Here is a 15,377-nt window from a genome sequence, read left to right on the forward strand (position 1 = left end):
ATTACCCCTTATTATTCACGACAAGCTTAGGCGGTGCCATCGCACCAAATTTGCTGGCCCCTGCTGCTATCTTGGCCGCAGCGTTACGGGCGTCTTTTTTCCCGCCCTCTCCCTTCTTCGGATGGATATAAGGCAGCATGGCCTTTGCTGCGTCTTTTCTGACGTCAGTATCCTCGGAGAGATCGTTCATTACTGATTTTAAAAATTCGAGCGGGTCATCGAAATTCCCGGACAGATTGTTAACAACCGGCGGTGGGGTTTTCGGCTCGGCGGCTGAGACTTCTACAGCGGTTTCCGGAACACGCTTCTTCTTCATAAACGCGATGACATCCGGGTCTTTAGCCAGCTGCGAACCCTTGGAACGCGCGGATTTCTCAGAATAACCAGCCTCTATAGCAGCGGCAGTCTGAGTTGAGCCGGACATCAGCGCGATAGCAAACTTGCGCTTCTGTCCTGTTAACATGTTTACACCCTCCAAAAGGGGATTTTTTCTGCGCGTGAGAGGGGGCGTGGTGTCCAGCGCATTTTGGGTTTACTTTTGTTGATACCCCCCCACCCTTTACATGTCAAATAACGACCGTATCGAGGCCGTCACGACACTCAGGAACCCTATGCTTCATGGCTTCCTCATCGGGCTGACCAGTTGATGCTTCGCGTGCTGACTTGGCCGTGTGGCATTCAGTGCAAATGGTCCAGAGATTGGTTTCGTCATTGTTCCCGCCGAACTGTAGGGCGACGCGGTGATCAAGCTGGCTGTCATACAGGTCAACTACTCGCTTGCACATGCAGCAATGTCCGCCGTCGCGCTTGTAGACCCTCCGTTTCATCCCAACCCTGGCACTACCGCTGATGCGCCGATGCTCGCCATACACTGGCTTGAGTCGTCGCGTTTCAATCGCTTTGAGTCGTGGTTGTAACGTTGTGAGCTTTGCCATTTAACCTCCAGGCTTTACGCCTTTCCAGGCGTGGCATGTTGTCCTTCGGCTTCTCAGCAAGCATGCCATCAGCATGGTCAACGAGTGAGTAGCATGGGTAGAGCACAGGACCACCGTAAGCATCGCCGACGGCATAGTCAGCCGCTTTGCTGTGGTTCCATCTTGATAAGACTTTGGCGAGGTGCTGCGGCGGTATGCTGTAGCAGACGCCATGAATAAGCCGGGGGATCGTAATGTAGTCAGTTCGGTTCTTATCAGACAGCACCAGCTTCGTAGCTATCTCGAGCTGATACTGCGGTGGGCGACCGGTTCCCAAATAAAAGCTGATAAGGGTTTCGGGGAATCTGGATAGCCATTCGTTGGCTAACTCAGCAAAGCCACTAACGGGGGTCGCATCATCTTCCAGAACTACAACGCGACTATCCTGCTCTTCTGCCCAGACTAAAGCACGACGATGATTCCAGTTTGCACCGTGTTCTGCTTCATCAATAAGTAGGTGAGCACCAAGCAATGCTGCAAGGTTGGTCGCCATTTCACGGCGTGAATGATGACCTACTACCACGAATTTTATATCGATCATGATTGACCTTTCAGCTCACAATAAAAAAGGCCGCCTTAGCGACCTTTTCTTTATTCTGGATATATCAACGGCATCCAGTGGGTTATCTTTTCAGACCCGGAATCAACGAATGCCTGCGTTCTTTGCCAGTACGTTCCCATGCAGGTTAATTTGAACACGTCTCCGGTATCGCTAAGCGCTATTACTTCAGCGGACCACCTATCTTTTTTGCTTTCTGGCAACCTATCTTCAACGCTTATCCACTGGCTTTTATCAATGCCCATAACAACCTCGTCTTAGTTGCTCGTCAAAGAATGAGTGGCAGGCGATGACGATGTCGCTTTTCAGGAGCTACCCTAGCCACTCATTTATTATTTCACATCTGTACTATTTATGGCGCCACCAAGCGTACTTCTTGCCGATCCCCTCAGTCTTGAAGACTGTATGGATTTTCGGACCGGTAACTATTCTATCGCCAAATGATTTAGCAACAATGCCGAACGCTGCCATATCTACCTTTGTCTGAGGTGATTTTTCAGTACCCCAGAAGCGGTGGCTTTCGATACGGTAATACAAACGGAGAATACGATGAGCAAACTCCATCACATCTTCCCGGCTGCCGCCAAGCAAGCCAGCATTAAGCATTGTGCTGTTTCGGTTCTCACTCAGGAACGCGCTGTAAACCTGCCCGTGGTGGCTTTGCTTCATCCAGACATCGTCGTAGGTTTTTGGCTCCGACCCTACATAGATGATGCCAGGTTGCATTTCTTCCCAAGGTTCACGCAGCATCTCAACGTCGGTGCCATCGGTACACCAGACGAACCTGATCTCTTTGTGCTCTCGAAGGTACTGGTAAATATGCAGCCAGCGGGCAAAATAAACACTCGTCTCAACAGGTGGAACAATAACCAGCAAAGCACCATCTGGCGGCCGAACCACTTCATCTGCGAGCACAACAGCATCAGCTCCGCGAATAGATGATGCCCAGACTGATAATAGTGCCGGGTCAGCATTCATCTTCACCCCACGCTGTGGGTCTGGCTGGCTTGTCAGTAATGATGTGATCACTACGTTCCGCTGCTGGCGGAATTCGGCAAACCCGGTATATCCGGCGTCTCGTCGCTCACCAAATATCTTCGCGTTGCATCGCTCAAGAGCTTCACGCTGTGGGCGAGGCACTGAACGCTCTACTGCTTCGTGCTCATCCAGCGAGTAAATCAGCTTTTCGGAACCGACCACATCGGCGAACGCCCACGTCGTTAGCCCGGCATTGTGAATGCGTAACGCCAGATCAGGATGCTCGTACATCCCACGCCCGTAGACTGGGTCGAAACCACCAACCTTTTCGATGGCGCTGCGATGGTAATACAGCATAACGCCGCGCTGGCCGGTATAAGCCACGTGTTTATCGTCCCGGTAAAGAACGGCCATATCGTTCAGCTTCTTTGGCCCTGCAAGGTCAAGAAACTGGTAAGCAAGATGTGGCTCAGGTGATTCGATATAGGGAAGATGCCAGTTAGCGGCTATGGGCCAAGCATCATCATCCCACAGAAAGAGATGCTCACATCCCGCGTCCAAGAGCGCTGCCAGACTGGCGTTCTTAGAAGCCACAATACCGCGTGATAACTCATGGCGAACCAGTTTCACGCCATCAGGAATTACTGCCGCAGGCTTTGACCCATCGTCTATCACAACCACCAGCGCACCAGAAGGGAGATGCTTCGTATGCTGCTCAATGGCACGCTTAAGCACTTCAGGTCTGTTATGAGTAGTTATGGCAATGCCAATGGACGAATGAGCAAAGTGTTCAGGACTATAAGTAACACCATCAACGATTACTGAGTGTTTCATATTTAATCCCTGTCCCTCCGCTATCTAGCTTCTTTGCATTGTTGCTCAATATGTACACTCTGAATAAACACGCCCATTCTTTGAATGCTTTGAAAGGTGTTTCTCCTTTACCATTTATGAAACAAATTTCGCCCGGCGTCTTTTCAACAGAATCGCAATTGAATATTTGCTCTCGTTTACACCAAGCTATTTTTGGCTTGTTCATGTGCGTTCCTTTTAGACGTGAGCCTGTCGCACGGCAAAGCCGCCGAAAGTAAACGGGTTGCCTAGGCTCACTGCTGAAAGACTTTCTTAGATGTGCGCGTGCGATGCGCATAAAAAAGCCCCGCTAGTGCGAGGCGAAGGTTTACTTTATAGAGCGAGCAGTTTATTAAATAAACAGTCAGCGGAGTTCGGCATCTAAAAATCCGCGAACAGCTGAAGGAGTTAAAGATCTGAGGTCAGCCTGAAGAAAAGACGTTGCCTCAACCTCCTCATCATTTTTAGTCACCGAGTTTACGAATCTAATACCAACATCCCAAATTTCAACCCTGAAATGTCCTTCGGGATAATATGATTTACCAATTTCAAATAATTCACTAATAGTCATAATATTGTTCACGCTTAACCCTCTTAATCTACTTTGACATAAACAGGTTAGCATTATCACAGGCACTCAGTGAATGCCTGTTGTAATGCCTAACAGTCGTCGTCTGGCTGGGCAACAGAACGGCAGGCGAACATGCAGGCTTTCTGCATTTCAGTTTTAGCAATTGCAACCCAACGCGGATCAGCGCCAGTTTCTTTTGCTGTATCCAGCAGGCTCAAAAAGTGCCGGCTGACATCCTTAAAACGGTTCATTACTTCGATGTCGCCAGGCGATAACGTGCGATAGCCCTTAATTGTGCTGCCGTCCTGCGGTTTTGCTTCACTCATTTGATTTTCCTGTCGGTTGGGATAGGCACTGCTGCCGGATGTATTCCTGCAGGCCAGCTATTTGCTTTCCTGCTTTTTCGATACGCTGTCGTAGGGTGAAATAATCCCGTTCAGCGGCGTCAGTAAGTCGGGGGCCGGTAGCATCATCCATGCTGGTGGCGCTGGTGGATTTGGACACTGGCTTGCAGGTGGCCGAGACGCGCAGCCGCTTAGCGCCAGCAGCAACATCGCGCTGCAGTTGCTCAATATTCGCTTTTGCACTTTCAAGCTCTCCTGTGTATTTGGCATCAAGCGCGGCTACGTCACGCTGTCGGGTTTTCAAATTCTCAATGGTGCTGGTAGCCTGCGCCAAATTTATTTCTGCCGACTCGGCGCGCCTCTTCTCATGAGCAGCTATTTTCGCAGTGACAACCATCATCACGATCAGCATGCCTACGGCGAAGGTTTTCCAGTTGAAGAATGTCATACCACCAGCGCCGCCCGCGCTCTGTTGTAGCGAGCTTTGCGGTCTTCAATACCGTTCAGGCCGCCGTTGATAATGCGTGTAACCCGGTTAACGTCGGCACCATATGCCATACAGCCTTTTGACGTGTAGAACCACGCCGCCGAGCGCGCCGCCTGCAATTCCTGCTCGAGTTGCTCTGGTGCGGAAACCAGATCGAGCTTTAAAGCAGCACCGCAGAAACGGTAGTTTTCAAGGCCTGTTATTTGAATAAGACCTCGCCCGCGATACTTCCAGCCATCGCCCGCAGCTTTATTGCCAAGCCGGTTGCTGTATACCAGATTGGCGATAGCATCCTGCCGGGCCGCCTGCTGGGTCGTTCTGCCCAGGGCATTAGCCTGCTGTTGTGTGATGCGCTTGCCGAACGTGGCCTCTAGCGCAGCCGGGGTGTAGTTCAGGCTCTCTACTACTGCGGAGAAGCCACCTGACTCGTGACCGACCTGGGCAATAAACATTGCCTGATCCACCGGGGCCGTAATGCCAAACTCTCGCATCGCTGCATCTACTGCCGGAAACCAGCGCGCGGCCAGCCCGGCGCTGATGGCAGCCGCCCGTTGAAATTGTTGTTGGTTCAAAGCTAACTCCTGACTACCGTCTGAGCTATGTTTCCGCGGGCTCGCCAGACGGCTACGCAGATAGTGAAGTTAAGCAGCAGCTCTGCCGGGTCAACATGGATGTATTGCCCGAACCAGATGCGGAAAGAGATATAGCCAGCTGCCAGAATGATGATGTAAGCAAGCAATGCCATTAGGCGGCGGTGTCGTCGCCCGTTTCTCTGGAAGAACATAAGCCGGATCGCAATCAACATGCACACGGCAGCATTGGCATTAAGCAGGAGCGATTCCCACGTCATTCACCACCTCCCTCCAGCTTTGGGCTGGCGGTCTTTGATTTAGAGAGAATGCGCAGAAGAACAACGACTGAGATTGTGGAAGCCACCAGCGCGCCGATAGCTGGCGACACCTTAACGTGTACTGGTGGGGTAAGAACGCCCAGGGCAGCATTAAGCAGCCCCGCAAGAATTTCCGACGCGGTGCCGGCGAAGAACACCCCGCCGATAAACGAAATAAGCGCGAAGATGATTTGCTTCCAGATCCGGTGCTCTTCTGCAGTAAGGACGTACATTGCCGCGCCAGCAAGAGCGCAGAGCATCACTGCTGGAGTGGCTTCCGGGAACATGGCGGCAAACGTCACCCCTGTCGTTCCGGAGGTCACCACCGCAGCGACAGTGAGTGATTCAGCAGACATATTGCGTGCGCCTCAAATGAAAAAGCCCCGGCAAAGGCCAGGGCAAAGGGATGATTCGTTATAAGTTACGACTGTATTTTAACTCTCTGTCAAAGGCACCCTTTCAGTTGCCTTTTGCGGAAAGCTATTTGTCTTTATTGACCAGTGGCCAAAGCAAAGCAACGACGCCAGTCACCAGCACACCATCAGCCAGCATGGACATCATCTTGCCAGTGAAGTCGATAGCCACCACCAGGAACAACAGCACAGCGGCAGCGGCCCAGCGGAGTTTGCCTGTCACAGATAGGCGTCCAGAGACAGCTGCAGAGACTGAGCAATCTTCTTCAGCTGCTTTTCTTCATCTTTACCAATACCGTCGTTATCAGCAACGTCCAGGCACAGGCAAAGCACGTCAACCGCGTCAGGTGTACCAGCAACATCTGCCAGCTCGCGCATAGCCTGAGCATTTGCAGATCGTGGTGACGCTTCGTACTGCGCGCGAATATTGCTGCTCATGCTGGCGATTTCACCCGCAAATGCAGAGAACGCTGGTTTTGCCTGTATTGTCTTTTCCAGCGTTGCGATTTCAGATGCGTCGCAAGTTTCATCAGCGTAAGCAATGGAGTAACAACCCCAAACGGTAGCTTCTACTGCATCGCGATTTTCCATCTTCTTAACTTCAACCATCGCTTTACGTGCTTTCTTCTTGAACAAACCAAACATAGTGACCTTCCTTTAGTGGTGAGCCTTACGCTCAGAGTGGACAGCCCGCAGACGAGGTCACACTGACCACTGCTAAGGCTCACCCTGAAAGACTCTGCGGTTTAATGCGCCGAGCGTGGCGCAGATATGAAAAAGGCCCGCCGAAGCGAGCCTGTAATACGCAAAAACCCCGCCGGAGCGAGGTTTTTTGATTTAATAAGTGCTGTGTCGTTGTGACCACTCTTATCAGATTACTAAACTATTTGCGGACCGCACTAATACTTTTTCACTTTCTGTTTCCGGGTCCATTTCAAGCCTGATATCCAGCATCGCCAGGCAGCCATCTATAAAGCCTTCCGCCATCTGAATTTCTATCCTGATAATCTTCTCATCCTTCTTTCTGGCCTTCGCCATCTTGCGCTTCGATATACCGAGGATGTAATGCGCCACCAGCAGTGAATGTTCGTATGGCTTTTTCTTCTGAAGCTTCGCCATGCAACTCTCAATGATCAGGCCATCGTCATCAGTGCAGGACAGGCGACTGGAGCTGCTTTGCGGTAGGAGGCCTTTGAACCCGGCGGCAATCGGAGAATAATCAACGTTCGAACCTTCACTGGCAGCCCAGCCGCCCCAACGCTCTAAAACCTTCTGAATATCACGCATTTTTTTCTCCACTATTCTTTTTTTCTGTACCGATCACGCCGATTGCCAGCACGCGGTCCAGGAACTTGATCACCAGCTGTGTCTGGTTGCCATATTTCTCTTCAAATGCCGCGGTATCAGCGTGTAACTCGTCGTGATGCTTTCTGCACAAAGGGATCACAAACAGGTCATGCGCTTTGGTACCCATTCCACCCATACCGGAGCCAATAAGATGGTGGGGATCGTCTGCCTGCTGGTTGCAGCACATGCAAGGCTGCTGCTTTACCCAGCGGGTGTACTTCTCATTCTCCCAGCGGCGGCGCTTCGGTCGCAACATGAAGGATTCAGGTGTCTCGGGGTCTGCCTTGAGCGCCAGTACCTTCTTCGCCTTCTCCTGCACGATGCTGGTGGCCGGTAACTCGTGGACTATGTCGCTCTCCCTGGATACTGACGGAATTCTAAGTTTTGGCATGCGCAGCGCGCGGCGGGCCATATCTTCCGGCAGCGCGTCCACAATCTCCATATTCAGTGCCCACCAGCAGAGCTCCGGGAGTGTCAGGACATGGCTCTCATCAAACAAAAGGTTGATGCGCGCGGTATCGATAATCCAGGCTGTGACGTTCGTCCTGGCCATAGCCACCAGCTTTTCTGTGTAGTGGTCGTGGATCATGTTATCGCAGTGCCAGCACAGGCGCAGCGCGCCGGTGTGGAAGCGGGCCGTTTTAATCTGGTTGGAGTGGTAATCCGATCCTGCCCACTGGCAGTCATCAGATTGTCTCAGCAGCCAGGACTCGAGCGTATTAATGCCGCCCGCCGCGCTGATCACTTTAGGACTGTCAAAGAAGGCAGTTAGTGCCGGATCATCACCCAGGGCCTGGCGCGCCGCTGGCAATTCACCCGAAGCAACCCCGCTCATGTATTCAGGGGCCCTGTCGATAAGAACGCGGTCATAAAATAATGGGAATAACTCGGGGCCAGGGCGAAGCATCACCACGCCGAGCTCACGAACGATCACCGGTTTAAGCAAAGCCCTCATACTGAACCGCCCTGCTGTAGATGTTCCGCCCATAGCCCGGCAATCCACTTAACGCCTTTCGGAGTGAAGCGAGGCTGTGCAAATGCATATCTGTTGGCGTTGGCTGTTCCTGTTTTGATCTCAAAGCGCCCAGCTTCCGTATGCCGCTGATGTGGGGTGAGCATATTATTCAGGCGATACATGATGTGCTTATCCATCAGGAACAGCCGGAAGTCTGACTCCCTGGCATTAAGCAGCTTGGCCACCTGTCTGAACGTCAGCGATCCCTTAGCCTCCACATACTGATCGACAAATTCTACTTTCGGCGCCGCAATCAGAAGCTGATTCTCCAGCTGCTGTTTTTGCTCAGCAAGATCGGCAGCCAGTCGAAGCGCTTCAGGTAAAGATTGTGGTATCGACCCACCCCTCTCCAGTTCCTGCCAGCGATCCACTACAGCCGCAGTAAACTCAGGAGACAGACGCGCAACCAGGACCAGGCAATCTCGTTTTTCAAACCAGTACTCTTCATACCACTGGCCGTTTTGTTCATGTTGATAGGGGGTGTGCGCCAACGGCGCGCTTAAAATACCACCAGCGGCGAGCCGTTCGGCCGAACGTTTTACATCACCATGTTTGCTCTGCACCAGCTTCGCTATCTCTCTGGATGACATCAGCTTTCCGCTCATGGCTGCGTGGTGCTTTGGGCATACTGGAATGACATTCATCATCTGTTGCATACGTTCTCCACTTTTCATTGACCGACGGCTGCACCCGTTACGGTCTCGTTGATAAATTCGCGAATAGTTACCTCCGCGCTCCCCTTTGCTATCACCGGACCCCAACTCACTTCCATGTGCTTAATCTGGCAGTCATCGTCCCAGACTCTGGCATTCGTCAGTGAGTCAAACAGCGCCTTGAGGTAGTTGTCCATATCGCGGCGCTGTCTGGTCGGCGGGAAGAGCACCACGTTGACCGACAGATCGCCCAACATCGGCTGTGGGATCCGGTTGAGTTGGGTCACTACTGATGCAAAGGCCGCCTTACGGAACTTGCGCCCACCTTCGCTGACCAGGTGGCGACCTTTTAACGGCCCCTTATTTGGGGCGCGCCAGTACGTGTTTACGCTTGGTGGGAATGGCAGGGTAAGTTTCATGCCGGCTCCCCTTTTGGCTCGTAGCGACTCAGCAGCTCGGCGGCGCGCTCCGCTGATCCAACATTGCAGGCAAACAAATCACGCAGGACGGCCAGCGCCTCGTCTCGCTGCTGCGATGGTGTCTGGCTGCCTACGATCTGAATGCCCCTGGCCTTCCCTTTGCTGATGGTTATGAAGCCCTTCCGTTTCAGCGCCTGCAGGTGAACAGTAGCCGCGTTCGCCGAACTGAAGCCCATGAGCTCAGCCACTTCGCTATTGGTCGGCGGAAACCCGTTCCGGTTATGAAAGTCGTTAATCAGGGCCAGCACTTCCTGCTGACGAGGTGATAGCTTGTTTTTATCTTCCACTGTTCCTCCTAAAGCGTTGCGATCAGATCACGAGCCGATTCACGCGTGCTGCCTTTGCTCGATATAGAGCGACGTCCGCTGACCCTGTGAATTTCGAAACCGTGCTGTTCGTACAGCTCGATAATTTTTGGTGCTGTTGAGTTCGACACTACTACCCTGGCGCCGCGCTGGTGCGCTGCCACACAACTCTCTGCCAGCGACACCTGTTCCTCCCAGTTGAAGCCACCAGCTGAATAGGATGTAAAACCATTCGTACCAGGAAGCGGTTCGTACGGCGGATCGCAGTAAACAACATCACCTTCGCCCGCCAGCACCAGCGTCCGGCGGAACCCTGCGTTCAGGAATACGCAGTTGTGCGCCATCCTGGTGAATTCAGATATCTCTTCTGCCGGGAAGTACGGTGCAGGGTATTTGCCGTAGCCGACATTGAACTGGTGATTTTTGTTGTAGCGGACCAGGCCGTTGAAGCAGTGCCTGTTCAGGTAAAGAAATGCCGCGGCGCGCGTGATGGAATCCTGCAGATGGCCATTAAATTCTGCTCTGATGGCGTCGAACTTCTCCGGGGTGTTCATCCGTTCGAACATCAGCTGCGCGGCACGGGTCACTTCCGCCGGCACGATGGCCAGCATCTGGTAAAGGTTGATCAGGTCAGCGTTCACATCCGCCAGCAGGAAGGTGCTATGTTTGTCAGAGTTCAGGAATACGCTGCCGCCGCCAACGAATGGCTCGATCAGGCGTTTTCCAGCCGGAATAAAGCGGTCCAGTTCGCTGAGTAGCGAATACTTACCACCAGCCCATTTCAAGAACGAACGCTGGAACGGGCGTGCATGGGTGGCGTTTTCATGCGTTGCAATCGTCAAAGCGTTTTCTTCAGAACCAAAAGTCATTTGTGATCTCCCACATAACGACCAGCGACAGTTGAATCATCACCGTGTGGTTTGCTTCCGCAGCAGTTCCGGCGGCGGATGACCTTTTCGCGCAAAGTTGCTTCTGACGTTACGTCCAGAAGTTCCAGGAAAGCATGGTTTGCGCGCCGGGTCATGCCCTTGTTCAACAAGTCCTCCGCTTTGCTGAATTTGCATTCCCATTCCAGTGGAGAAATTGCAGCCTGATGAATAACTGGTGCTGGCGCCGGGGTGGCGGCCGGAATAACTGCGGGTACACTTTCACCATTCGCCAGGGTGTATTCAAAGCAGCCTTGTACGCCCTGTTTACGATTTAGCTTCCCCAGTAATGCAAGACGGGTTAGAGCTGAGGAAATCGAAGATCTGTCTATTTCAGGCATCGCCTTCACAACGGCAGAAATCTGAGAGCCTGGGTTTTCACTTATGAAGTTCACGATCATCTTCTGGACTTGATGTCTCATGCTGCTTCCCCCTGGTCACCGCGCTGCGCCTGCTCTTTCCAGATTGCGTTCCAGCGGCTCATTGCAAATTCAGGGCGCTGCTTGCGCAGGTTCACCGCATTGGCCGCCTTGCATACCCGTTTTTCAAGTTCGCTTGGTTTGTTCGGGGAAATTGTGCCGCTGACGTACCGACGGTATGCCGCATCGCGCTCCGTAGTATCGCCGACTGGAGTTTCGCCAGGTTTGACCCACTGACCATTCACGTTCTCAGGGCGACCGGCTGCATGCCACTTCGTTGCAGCCTGGAGATAACCCGGGAATTTGCTGTTCTGGAACAGGGTGGCTGGACGAAGGTATTCGACCATCTTGATATCGTTGCCCCACTTCGCCTGGCTGTAATCAACAACCAGCTGCAGGTCTTCCAGCGAGAAACCTTCCCCCAGACGGGCCCGGATGTTTTCCATTGAGGACTTGCTGACCTGGTACCGGGAGCCGGTGACCGTGTTCAGATGGGTTAAGACCTGTTTAGCCAGATCAGTGATTTCAACGTCACGGTCGGTCTGCGCAGCAGGCTGACAAGAGTCTTTATCTTCTGATGGATCTTGTTTTGAATTTACTGACGGATCCCCGCCAGATTCTGGAGGGTGAAAACTGGCTTTCTTGCTTGATTTCGACCCGTCAAATTTTGAGGTGTCAGATTTTGACGCGTCAGATTCTGATGCGTCAGAAACTGGCGGTTGATGGTTAGCAGCAGCGTGCAGCATCGCGACATTCAGTTGGTAGACGTTCGATGCATTACGGTTACCGTTACGACGCTGGCGACGTGTTATCCATCCAGCCTTTTCCAGATTAGCCATGGCAGTGCGTACCGTACTTTCACCCGCACCAATTTGGCGGGCGATGGTAGCCACTGAAGGCCAGCAAACCCCTTCGTCACTACTGAAATCGGCCAGGCGCGCCATGATAGCAACGCTGGACAGTTTCATTCCCGCCGCCGCGCAGCCGTCCCACACATAGCTGCTTAACTTAGTGCTCATTCTTCAACCCTTTTGAATTTCTCGCGGAACCGCTCAACAGGCTGCATACACTCGTGCTCATAGTCTTCACGCATGAAGATGACTTGCTGCTTTGCCCGATCGTATCCAATGACATGGACGAGTATCCCGCGCCTGTCCCAGTACTTACGGTCAAGTTCCTGCATTGCTCTGCCTCTCGACGGATCTGCATGTCTTCTACCAACCAGCGGGCGAACTGGTAGTTGATGACTACCCACTCACCCTGTAAATTTGCTTCATACAGGAACGGGCCAACATCACGATCACCTGCTGCTAAGCGGCAACGGATTTGCGGTACTGAGCTGTTTCTGGTTAAACTGTTCATGCGTTAATGTTCTCCACGAATTGACACGCCAAGACGCCAGGGGCCTGCACGCCCGCTGGCGTCACTTCTTTTTACGTCCGAACAAAGCGCAGATAGCGCGGATCTCTTCTTCACGAGCTGCCAGGTGGCGGCGGTGATGCTCATTAATTTCGTCAGCTTCATGTTGTTCAATCACTCCGTCTTCCAGCGCTTTCTCAATAATCTGGTCAACCTGCCCGCGTGCCGCTGCCGTACGCATCGCTTTGCTGAAAAGGTCCACACGGTCCAGCTCTTCCAGATTTGGCACTTCCACCAGCAGAGCGCCGCGGCGTTTTGCAAAGTAATCAGCCAGGTCTGAAGTCCCGCTGATGTCTTCCATAGCCTCCAGTTCTACGACTTCGAAGAATCGACAGCCGTTCTTCTCGTACAGGTTGTTATGAAACTGGGTCATGGTCATGCCCAGCGCGCCAGCCATTGCTTCACGGCCGCCTGGGTAGGCCTTACACATTGCTTTCACTACTTCTTTGAGGCTTTGCTCTACCATCTTGTTTTTCCTTTGGTAGTTACTGTCAGACTGTTGGTTCGTTAGTCTTTACGTACAAGGATGCATCGACTTTCAAACCCTCATTGGTCAGGGACTGGATCTCAAATGCTCGTCCCTTTGGGATAACTGGACCCCAGCCGGAGACGGACGCGTGTGATATGCCAAGGGCTTTTGCAACATTACCAACACCACCGAAGTAGGAAATGACTTCATCTTTGTTCATTTTTATCTCGCTTGTAGTTAATAGGAACCTCATGATAGTAGGATATCTTACATCACATGGTCAAGGAATCCTACATCATAAAATGGTAGGATTGCCTACATGAAAATGAATGAACGTATACGCACCCGTCGTAAAGAAATGAAACTGACTCAGGCAGTTTTAGCGAAGCTTGTGGGTGTTAACCGAGTTACTGTCACCGGGTGGGAATCTGGCGACTACGAGCCAGGCGGTTCTAACCTCCAGGCTCTTTCGGCTGCGCTGAAATGCAACCCTCAGTGGTTGATAGATGGCGCTGGCGATCCGGATACGGACGTTCCGCAAAGTAAGCCTACCGAGAAGTTTGGCGTGAAGAGAATCCCTATCCTCTCCTGGGTTCAAGCTGGGGAATGGACAGATTCAGGCGCACCAATTACCGAGGACGATATTAGCGAATGGATTTACACCTCGGCGAGCCTCTGTGATGAAGGATTTGCGCTGAAAGTCAGGGGTGATTCCATGACTAACCCAAACGGGGCGCCAAGCATTCCTGAAGGGTCACTGGTCGTTGTTGATCCTGATTTTGGTAGTCCTTACGAAGCCAGTGGAAAGATAGTTGTTGCTCAGATAGAAGGCTCAGCTGAAGCAACCCTCAAAAAGTTCGTCATTGATGGGCCTTTGAAATACCTAATCCCGCTTAATCCAAACTACCGCGTAATGGAAGTGAACGGTAATTGTCGTATTGTAGGCATAGTCCGCCAAATAATTACCGACCTCTAACGATTGATAAAGCCGACATTGTCGGCTTTTTTTCAGCCTTCAATGTAAGTTTTCCTACTTTTAGCATTGACACGCATGAGTAAGATATCCTACATTCATAGCGTCAACTGCTAATACGAAGAAATGCCTTACATCCCTGTTCTGGCGGCCCGTCTCTTTCCCGTTATGTCCGCGGTAACCGCCAGCTTTTTACCAGGGTACATCAGTGAACCCGCCGCCAGTGTTTGAGTCGCTTACTCTCTGGATGGCACAGGTAGCGGGTTCACCGATGTAGTAGTGGAGAACCTAACCAGCGGCCCGTGCAGGGGTCGCCAACGGAGAATTAACGTGATCAAACCAATACTCAAAAACCTGTTTATCTACCGCATGTCCCGCGAAGTGGAAATCATCTCAGATGAAGCCACGTTCGCCAGCCAGCTTCAGACGTTTGCTTTCTCACCATGCGGCAGTCAGGACATGTCCCAAACCGGGTGGGTTTCACCATTAGGGACATTGTCCACTCGCCTCTTCCATCTTGCCGGCGCGCAGCTGCTGCTCGTTATTCGACGCGAAGAAAAAATATTACCGGCACCAGTTATCAAGGAAGAGTTGTCCAAAAAGATTTCTCAGTTGGAACAGGACCAGGGCCGCAAGCTGAAGAAAACAGAGAAAGATGCGCTTCGCGATGAAGTGCTTCACTCTCTGCTACCGCGTGCCTTTACCAGAAATCACACGACCAGTATCTGGGTCGACACTGAGAAGCAACTGATCATCGTTGATACGGCCAGTGCCAAACGTGCAGAAGACGCACTTGCCCTGCTCCGCAAAACGTTAGGCTCTCTGCCAGTAGTGCCGCTCACGATGGAATCGCCAATCGAACTGACACTAACCGATTGGGTACGCACTAGCAGCCTGCCATCAGGTTTAAAGATGGGCGATGAAGCTGTACTGAAGGCCGTTCTTGAAGACGGCGGTACGGCGCGCGTTACCAGCCAGGATCTCGTCAGTGACGAAGTGGCCTCACACATCGAAGCAGGAAAAGTTGTGACCTGCCTGGCGCTGGATTGGCAGGATCGTGTGAGCTTTACCCTGGATGACAACATGGTGATCAGAAAAGTTAAGTTTACCGATTCTCTGCTCGAGCAGAACGATGATATTGACCGTGAAGATGCTGCTCATCGTTTTGATGCGGATTTCATTCTGTTCACTGGTGAACTTTCTATTTTGATATCGGGCCTGGCTGCCGCACTCGGCGGCGAAGCAAAGCGATAAGCGAATAACTGTAGAAGCCCATGCTCAATGGGTTGGGCTTCCTATAACCAA

General features: G+C 52.1%; 27 protein-coding genes. 2 read left to right on the top strand and 25 right to left on the bottom strand.

Going from position 1 to position 15,377, the window contains the following annotated elements; genetic code table 11:
- Position 1: 1 nt before the first annotated feature.
- From ACA108_13655 to ACA108_13775, 25 genes are all read right to left on the bottom strand, one after another.
- The gene (locus ACA108_13655) at positions 2 to 463 is read right to left on the bottom strand and encodes a terminase small subunit (GenBank protein ID XEX94434.1); all 462 of its coding nucleotides are present in this window, start codon (positions 461 to 463) and stop codon (positions 2 to 4) included.
- 103 nt (positions 464 to 566) lie between these two features.
- A complete protein-coding gene (locus tag ACA108_13660; GenBank protein ID XEX94435.1) occupies positions 567 to 935 on the bottom strand; it encodes an HNH endonuclease in 369 nt (122 codons plus the stop codon).
- Entirely contained in the window at positions 892 to 1,515 is a 624-nt protein-coding gene (locus ACA108_13665) for a hypothetical protein (GenBank protein ID XEX94436.1), read from the bottom strand. The genes ACA108_13660 and ACA108_13665 overlap by 44 nt, the downstream gene beginning before the upstream one ends.
- Before the next feature lie 50 nt (positions 1,516 to 1,565).
- Positions 1,566 to 1,778 carry a DUF551 domain-containing protein gene (locus ACA108_13670; protein XEX94437.1) on the bottom strand — a complete coding sequence of 71 codons (213 nt, stop codon included), beginning with the start codon at positions 1,776 to 1,778 and terminating at the stop codon, positions 1,566 to 1,568.
- Between the two features lie 103 nt (positions 1,779 to 1,881).
- The gene (locus tag ACA108_13675) at positions 1,882 to 3,345 is read right to left on the bottom strand and encodes a glycosyltransferase family 2 protein (GenBank protein XEX94438.1); all 1,464 of its coding nucleotides are present in this window, start codon (positions 3,343 to 3,345) and stop codon (positions 1,882 to 1,884) included.
- Positions 3,323 to 3,550: a hypothetical protein gene (locus ACA108_13680; protein ID XEX94439.1), complete on the bottom strand. Its 228-nt coding sequence runs from the start codon at positions 3,548 to 3,550 to the stop codon at positions 3,323 to 3,325. The genes ACA108_13675 and ACA108_13680 overlap by 23 nt, the downstream gene beginning before the upstream one ends.
- Positions 3,551 to 3,727: 177 nt before the next feature.
- Positions 3,728 to 3,946 carry a hypothetical protein gene (locus tag ACA108_13685; GenBank protein XEX94440.1) on the bottom strand — a complete coding sequence of 73 codons (219 nt, stop codon included), beginning with the start codon at positions 3,944 to 3,946 and terminating at the stop codon, positions 3,728 to 3,730.
- A gap of 77 nt (positions 3,947 to 4,023) precedes the next feature.
- The gene (locus ACA108_13690) at positions 4,024 to 4,260 is read right to left on the bottom strand and encodes a hypothetical protein (GenBank protein XEX94441.1); all 237 of its coding nucleotides are present in this window, start codon (positions 4,258 to 4,260) and stop codon (positions 4,024 to 4,026) included.
- On the bottom strand, positions 4,253 to 4,726 hold the full coding sequence (locus ACA108_13695) for a lysis protein (GenBank protein ID XEX94442.1): 474 nt from the start codon (positions 4,724 to 4,726) through the stop codon (positions 4,253 to 4,255). Before ACA108_13695 ends, ACA108_13690 begins: the two co-directional genes overlap by 8 nt.
- Positions 4,723 to 5,337, bottom strand: a complete 615-nt coding sequence (locus ACA108_13700; GenBank protein XEX94443.1) for a glycoside hydrolase family 19 protein — start codon at positions 5,335 to 5,337, stop codon at positions 4,723 to 4,725. Before ACA108_13700 ends, ACA108_13695 begins: the two co-directional genes overlap by 4 nt.
- 2 nt (positions 5,338 to 5,339) lie before the next feature.
- Positions 5,340 to 5,615 (bottom strand): phage holin family protein, encoded by a 276-nt coding sequence (locus ACA108_13705; GenBank protein ID XEX94444.1) that lies wholly within the window; start codon positions 5,613 to 5,615, stop codon positions 5,340 to 5,342.
- On the bottom strand, positions 5,612 to 6,010 hold the full coding sequence (locus tag ACA108_13710) for a putative holin (GenBank protein XEX94445.1): 399 nt from the start codon (positions 6,008 to 6,010) through the stop codon (positions 5,612 to 5,614). The genes ACA108_13705 and ACA108_13710 overlap by 4 nt, the downstream gene beginning before the upstream one ends.
- Positions 6,011 to 6,134: 124 nt before the next feature.
- Entirely contained in the window at positions 6,135 to 6,290 is a 156-nt protein-coding gene (locus ACA108_13715) for a DUF3927 family protein (GenBank protein XEX94446.1), read from the bottom strand.
- The gene (locus ACA108_13720) at positions 6,287 to 6,712 is read right to left on the bottom strand and encodes a tellurite resistance TerB family protein (protein ID XEX94447.1); all 426 of its coding nucleotides are present in this window, start codon (positions 6,710 to 6,712) and stop codon (positions 6,287 to 6,289) included. The genes ACA108_13715 and ACA108_13720 overlap by 4 nt, the downstream gene beginning before the upstream one ends.
- Positions 6,713 to 6,937: 225 nt before the next feature.
- Positions 6,938 to 7,354: an antiterminator Q family protein gene (locus ACA108_13725; GenBank protein ID XEX94448.1), complete on the bottom strand. Its 417-nt coding sequence runs from the start codon at positions 7,352 to 7,354 to the stop codon at positions 6,938 to 6,940.
- Complete coding sequence (locus ACA108_13730) at positions 7,347 to 8,369, bottom strand: DUF968 domain-containing protein (protein ID XEX94449.1); 1,023 nt, start codon at positions 8,367 to 8,369, stop codon at positions 7,347 to 7,349. The genes ACA108_13725 and ACA108_13730 overlap by 8 nt, the downstream gene beginning before the upstream one ends.
- Positions 8,366 to 9,076 carry a phage antirepressor KilAC domain-containing protein gene (locus ACA108_13735; GenBank protein ID XEX98113.1) on the bottom strand — a complete coding sequence of 237 codons (711 nt, stop codon included), beginning with the start codon at positions 9,074 to 9,076 and terminating at the stop codon, positions 8,366 to 8,368. The genes ACA108_13730 and ACA108_13735 overlap by 4 nt, the downstream gene beginning before the upstream one ends.
- 23 nt (positions 9,077 to 9,099) lie before the next feature.
- Positions 9,100 to 9,501 carry a RusA family crossover junction endodeoxyribonuclease gene (locus ACA108_13740; protein ID XEX94450.1) on the bottom strand — a complete coding sequence of 134 codons (402 nt, stop codon included), beginning with the start codon at positions 9,499 to 9,501 and terminating at the stop codon, positions 9,100 to 9,102.
- A complete protein-coding gene (locus tag ACA108_13745; GenBank protein XEX94451.1) occupies positions 9,498 to 9,848 on the bottom strand; it encodes a LexA family transcriptional regulator in 351 nt (116 codons plus the stop codon). The genes ACA108_13740 and ACA108_13745 overlap by 4 nt, the downstream gene beginning before the upstream one ends.
- Before the next feature lie 8 nt (positions 9,849 to 9,856).
- Positions 9,857 to 10,735 carry a DNA adenine methylase gene (locus ACA108_13750; GenBank protein ID XEX94452.1) on the bottom strand — a complete coding sequence of 293 codons (879 nt, stop codon included), beginning with the start codon at positions 10,733 to 10,735 and terminating at the stop codon, positions 9,857 to 9,859.
- Positions 10,732 to 11,214 (bottom strand): hypothetical protein, encoded by a 483-nt coding sequence (locus tag ACA108_13755; GenBank protein ID XEX94453.1) that lies wholly within the window; start codon positions 11,212 to 11,214, stop codon positions 10,732 to 10,734. Before ACA108_13755 ends, ACA108_13750 begins: the two co-directional genes overlap by 4 nt.
- Positions 11,211 to 12,230, bottom strand: a complete 1,020-nt coding sequence (locus ACA108_13760; GenBank protein XEX94454.1) for a conserved phage C-terminal domain-containing protein — start codon at positions 12,228 to 12,230, stop codon at positions 11,211 to 11,213. Before ACA108_13760 ends, ACA108_13755 begins: the two co-directional genes overlap by 4 nt.
- Positions 12,227 to 12,394 carry a DUF4222 domain-containing protein gene (locus ACA108_13765; protein ID XEX94455.1) on the bottom strand — a complete coding sequence of 56 codons (168 nt, stop codon included), beginning with the start codon at positions 12,392 to 12,394 and terminating at the stop codon, positions 12,227 to 12,229. The genes ACA108_13760 and ACA108_13765 overlap by 4 nt, the downstream gene beginning before the upstream one ends.
- Before the next feature lie 240 nt (positions 12,395 to 12,634).
- On the bottom strand, positions 12,635 to 13,096 hold the full coding sequence (locus ACA108_13770; protein XEX94456.1) for a YmfL family putative regulatory protein: 462 nt from the start codon (positions 13,094 to 13,096) through the stop codon (positions 12,635 to 12,637).
- Positions 13,097 to 13,121: 25 nt separating this feature from the next.
- Positions 13,122 to 13,352, bottom strand: coding sequence for a Cro/CI family transcriptional regulator (locus tag ACA108_13775; protein XEX94457.1), 231 nt, complete (start codon positions 13,350 to 13,352; stop codon positions 13,122 to 13,124).
- 66 nt (positions 13,353 to 13,418) lie between these two features.
- Here ACA108_13775 and ACA108_13780 point away from each other — a divergent pair, with 66 nt between their 5' ends.
- Both ACA108_13780 and rdgC read left to right on the top strand, forming a co-directional pair.
- Positions 13,419 to 14,075: a LexA family protein gene (locus tag ACA108_13780; GenBank protein XEX94458.1), complete on the top strand. Its 657-nt coding sequence runs from the start codon at positions 13,419 to 13,421 to the stop codon at positions 14,073 to 14,075.
- A 366-nt stretch (positions 14,076 to 14,441) separates the two neighbouring features.
- Positions 14,442 to 15,326, top strand: coding sequence for a recombination-associated protein RdgC (gene rdgC / locus ACA108_13785; GenBank protein ID XEX98114.1), 885 nt, complete (start codon positions 14,442 to 14,444; stop codon positions 15,324 to 15,326).
- Positions 15,327 to 15,377 lie beyond the last annotated feature (51 nt).

Origin of the sequence: Dryocola sp. LX212 (genome assembly GCA_041504365.1) — a bacterium.
Classification (GTDB): domain Bacteria; phylum Pseudomonadota; class Gammaproteobacteria; order Enterobacterales; family Enterobacteriaceae; genus Dryocola.